General features: G+C 56.9%; 3 protein-coding genes and 1 pseudogene. All 4 read right to left on the bottom strand.

Annotation, left to right across the window (positions count from 1 at the left end):
- Nucleotides 1-388: pseudogene (locus EGI20_RS16345) on the bottom strand (serine/threonine protein kinase); the annotation flags it as partial.
- 285 nt (nucleotides 389-673) lie between these two features.
- Nucleotides 674-2,023 carry an MFS transporter gene (locus EGI20_RS16340; RefSeq protein WP_498632740.1) on the bottom strand — a complete coding sequence of 450 codons (1,350 nt, stop codon included), beginning with the start codon at nucleotides 2,021-2,023 and terminating at the stop codon, nucleotides 674-676.
- 181 nt (nucleotides 2,024-2,204) lie between these two features.
- Entirely contained in the window at nucleotides 2,205-3,182 is a 978-nt protein-coding gene (locus tag EGI20_RS16335; RefSeq protein WP_498632739.1) for a DMT family transporter, read from the bottom strand.
- 76 nt (nucleotides 3,183-3,258) lie between these two features.
- On the bottom strand, nucleotides 3,259-4,138 hold an 880-nt coding region (locus EGI20_RS16330), incomplete at its 5' end, for a serine/threonine protein kinase (protein WP_498632737.1).

Raw genomic sequence — 4,138 nt, 5'->3', positions numbered from 1 at the left:
ATTCCCAGTAGCGGCAGCGGAAGGACATGGCCGCTTCGATGATTTCGTTACCGATGGTGAGCAGGGTGTCGCGTGGCGGCATGCAGGTCATCATCGAGTCGGTGCGGAAGTCCGGCGTGTTGACCGGCTGGTTCCAGTTCAGCGGACTTGGACGGTCGACTTTGATGCCGCGCTCTTGCAGCACCTTGGCCAGGTTGTCGAGCTGGATGTTGGCTTTTTCAACGGTTTCCAGTGGACGTGGGCCCCACATGCCGCGCATCGGACTGTCGATTGGTACCTTTTCGGAGGTCGCTGGTTCTTCCGGCGGTACGCAGCTATGGTCGGCGCGGCCGACAATCACGTGCTTGAGCGGGTCGAAGTCGTTCCAGGAGTTAACAATCTTGGTCATGATGCATTCCCTTTTCGGAGGTTGATCTCACTTGCTTGGTACGTATTGTGCGCATAGCCGCGCTGGCTGGCATTCCAAAAAGCGGCCAGTGACTATCAAAAAACAGGCAAAGCGTCAGGGGAATAAGCGGGGCCGGAAATGCATGGTTTTGTCTGTATAAAAAACCGTCGCTGACTATCAAAAACCAGTCAGGCCGATCAGCCTGTATCCAGGTTCTGGATAGGTGCGCTTGCCTTTTAAAACGAAAAAAGCCGGCTCAAGGCCGGCTTTGTTGCGCAGAAGGGCTTACTCGTCAGCTAATGCCTCATGTGCGGTCTCGTGGCTTAGCAGCATGGCTGCCAGCGCAACCATAGCGGCAATCACCAGATACCAGGCGGGTGCCATCTTGCTGCCGGTGATACTGATCAGCCAGGTGGCGATAAAGGGTGCGGTGCCGCCAAACAGCGCATTGGCCGAATTGAAGCTGAAGGCGAAGCCGCTATAGCGCACATGGGTCGGGAAAATTTCCGACAGGAAACAGGCCAAAGTGCCGTCATTCATGGTGAGCAAGGCGCCAAAGGCAATCTGGACCAGCAAGATGGTGGCGAAGCTGGCGCTGTCCAGCAGCGAGAATAAGGGGACAGTGAGGATGATAAAGGCGAGCGATGCGGCTATCAGCATGGTCTTGCGGCCGAAGCGATCGGACAGTATGCCCATCAGGAAAATAAAGAAAATATAGGTCGATAGCGAAACGGTGGAAGCGAGGAAGGAGTCGGTGGCGCTCATGCCCATTTCGGCGGAGAGATAGGTCGGCATATAGCTGAGGATCAGATAAAAGGCGACGGCATTGAGGCAGGTCACGCCAAAGGCGATGGCGACCTTCAGCCGGTATTTGCCCATCAGTTCCCGAATCGGAACCTTGCTGTTTTGTTCTTTCTGTTCCAGATTTTTTTCCATCTGGCGGAATTTAGGCGTGTCTTCCAGATGCAGACGGATGTAGCGGCCGATCAGGCCGAAAGGTGCCGCCAGCAAAAATGGCAGGCGCCAGCCCCAGCTGTGCAGCTCTTCGATCGAGAGCAGCGCATGCAGCATGGCGACAAACAGGGCGCCGAACAACAGGCCGGCGGCGGTACTGGCCGGCACGATGCTGGTGTAGAGGCCGCGTTTGCCTTCGGGGGCGTATTCGGCGAGGAAGGCTGCGGCTCCGGCATATTCACCGGAGGCGGAAAAGCCCTGCACCAGACGAATGATCAGCAGCAGGATGGGGGCGAGCATGCCGACTTGTGCATAAGTGGGCAGGAAGGCGATGCAGAAGGTGGCGCCCGACATGATCAAAATGGACAGCGACAGGGCTGTGCGGCGCCCGACCTTGTCGCCCAGATGTCCCCAGATGATGCCGCCTATCGGGCGCACGATAAAGGACAGGGCAAAAACGGCAAAGGTGGCGAGCAGGCCGGTGGTCTGGTCGGTTTGCGGGAAGAAGACTAGCGCGATGATGGTGGCGAGATAGCCGTAGGCGGCGTAGTCGAACCATTCAACGAAATTGCCGATAAAACTGGCGACTGCGGCACGGCGCAAAGCGCCGGCATCGGTTTGTGTGCTGCTGTGGGCGGGGGACTGACCCGGTGGATGCATTGCAGTGTGTGTCGCACTCATGACTGACCCTCCATTGTCTGAAAACAGTTGACGTTGCCGTCTCACAAAATGGTTCTGCTGCAGAGCGATTTTGTCAGATGGCCAGCATCCGGCACTGGGGGGAAGCCAGCCCGCTGGGGCTGGCTATTTAGATTTTGATGACTATCTTAGTTTAATTTGATAAGTATATGTTTGAGTTGAATCAGATGCTGCCGGCTTTGAGGGTCACACTGTCTGGGCGTTTGAAAGACTTGCCCAGAATGCTGATCAAGACTTCGCTCATGCCACCGACGATAATCATCGCGCCGCCTATCATCTGCGCGCTGGACAGCGGTTCACCGTAGATCATCAGGCCGACGAACAGGGATGCCACCACGCATTCCCAGTACGAGACACAGGCAAATTCGGCCGCTTTCAGGTGGCGGGTGGCGATGGTGCAGGTGCCCAGCGCGCCGAAGCCGCAGACGATGCCGATGCCGACCCACCACATCCAGTCGGTCGAGGTCATTTGCGAGATGGTTGGTTTGGTGAACACAAACAGCAGGGTAATGCCGGCCAGTGCGAACACGAAGTTCCAGAAAGCGCGTACGTCACCCGGTACTTCGGTACGGAAGCGGCCAAAGAACAGGAACAGGCCGTAACCCACGCCGGAGTAGAGCGCCATCATGTCGCCGAAGAAAGTCTTTTCGGAGAACTGCATGCCGAAGCTGAGACCGCTGCTATCGATAGACATTAGGCCGGAGATCATCATCATGCCGATGAATACCGCCAGCAGGGCAAACCAGGTGGCGAGTTTCATGCTCTCCTTGAGGAAGATCACGGCCAGCAGGGTCGAGATGATGGGGCCGATGTAGATGAAGAACACCGCATTGGCGATCGAAGTGTGTTGCGTGGCGGTGATATAGGCCGACAGGCAGTTGCCCATGAAGAAGCCGGACAGAACCATTGTTGGCGAGAGTTTGAATTCCTTCAGTTCAAGCAAACGCCCTTTGTAGGCAATGATGGCGAAGAACAAAATGCCGCCGCACATCATGCGCGAGAAGGCGATGAAGTCGCCTTGTGCATCAATGTGGCGGGCGAAGAAACCGACAAAGCCCATCAGGGTGGCCGCGATGAAGGCGTTGATAAAACCGACTTGTTTGTTGATGGGGGTGGTCGATGAAGAGGCGGGAGCGGTCATGGCGAGACTCCTGAATAAGTAAACCTTCTATAAAAAGGCCCGGCATGTGCCGGGCCTTGTCAGACCGTCAGAGAGATCAGACGCGGGTTACATCGCCTGTCTGGTTCGGGAAGTAGTCCTCACACGTGCCTTCGCGGTAGACGTCGGCGGTGGAGCAGTGCAGACCGCCACCGAAGGCGTAGGCATCGCGGAAAGGCATCGGGATCACGTTCATGCCCAGCTTGTCCATCTGTTCCATCTGGTTCACTTCGGACGCTTCGACGATCACCGTCTTGTGGTCGAGTACCAGGCAGTTCATCGACAGCCATACCGAGCTGTAGCACAGCGGAGGCGGTTCTTTGTGGGCAGGCATGGCCGCATCGACGATCTGCCAGTCGTTCTGTTCGAAGATCTTGCGCTGGGCTTCAGGCAGCTTGCGGTGCGGGTTGTTGATGATGAGCCCGGGGCGCAGCGGCACGAAGGTCGCATCGATATGGATAGGGTAGGGGTCGCCAGGGAAGTTGACGGCATGGATGCGCAGTTCGGGATATTTGCGCTTGAACCATTCCATTGCCTTGCGGTTGGTGGTCAGGCCATGCTGGATAAACAAATCCTTGCCCATGCGCATCACGTCGGCGGCATCAAACAGGATTTCTTCTTCGGTGGTGACGAAGTCCTTGTTGGCGGTACGTACCAGACGGTCTTCCAGCGAGATTTTTTCGTCGTAGTAGTTGTGCTTGTACGACTTGTCGGACAGGCGTGGGCGCGGTGCCTGGCTCCACAGGAACTCGGGGTCTTCGTTGAAGTACTGCGACAGCAGCGGGCGGAAGGCCAGATATTCCCAGTAGCGGCAGCGGAAGGACATGGCCGCTTCGATGATTTCGTTACCGATGGTGAGTAGCGTGTCGCGTGGCGGCATGCAGGTCATCATCGAGCCGGTACGGAAGTCCGGGGTGATGACTGGCTGGTTCCATTGC

This window comes from Aquitalea sp. S1-19 (assembly GCF_024343515.1).
The sequence above is the reverse complement of the archived record's forward strand: the minus strand, read 5'-3'. Positions and strand labels throughout refer to the sequence as shown.

Bases quoted from the DNA above. Each gene is read 5' to 3' on its own strand.
- EGI20_RS16340 (WP_498632740.1), bottom strand. From the start codon at position 2,023: ATGAGTGCGACACACACTGCAATGCATCCACCGGGTCAGTCCCCCGCC.
- EGI20_RS16335 (WP_498632739.1), bottom strand. From the start codon at position 3,182: ATGACCGCTCCCGCCTCTTCATCGACCACCCCCATCAACAAACAAGTC.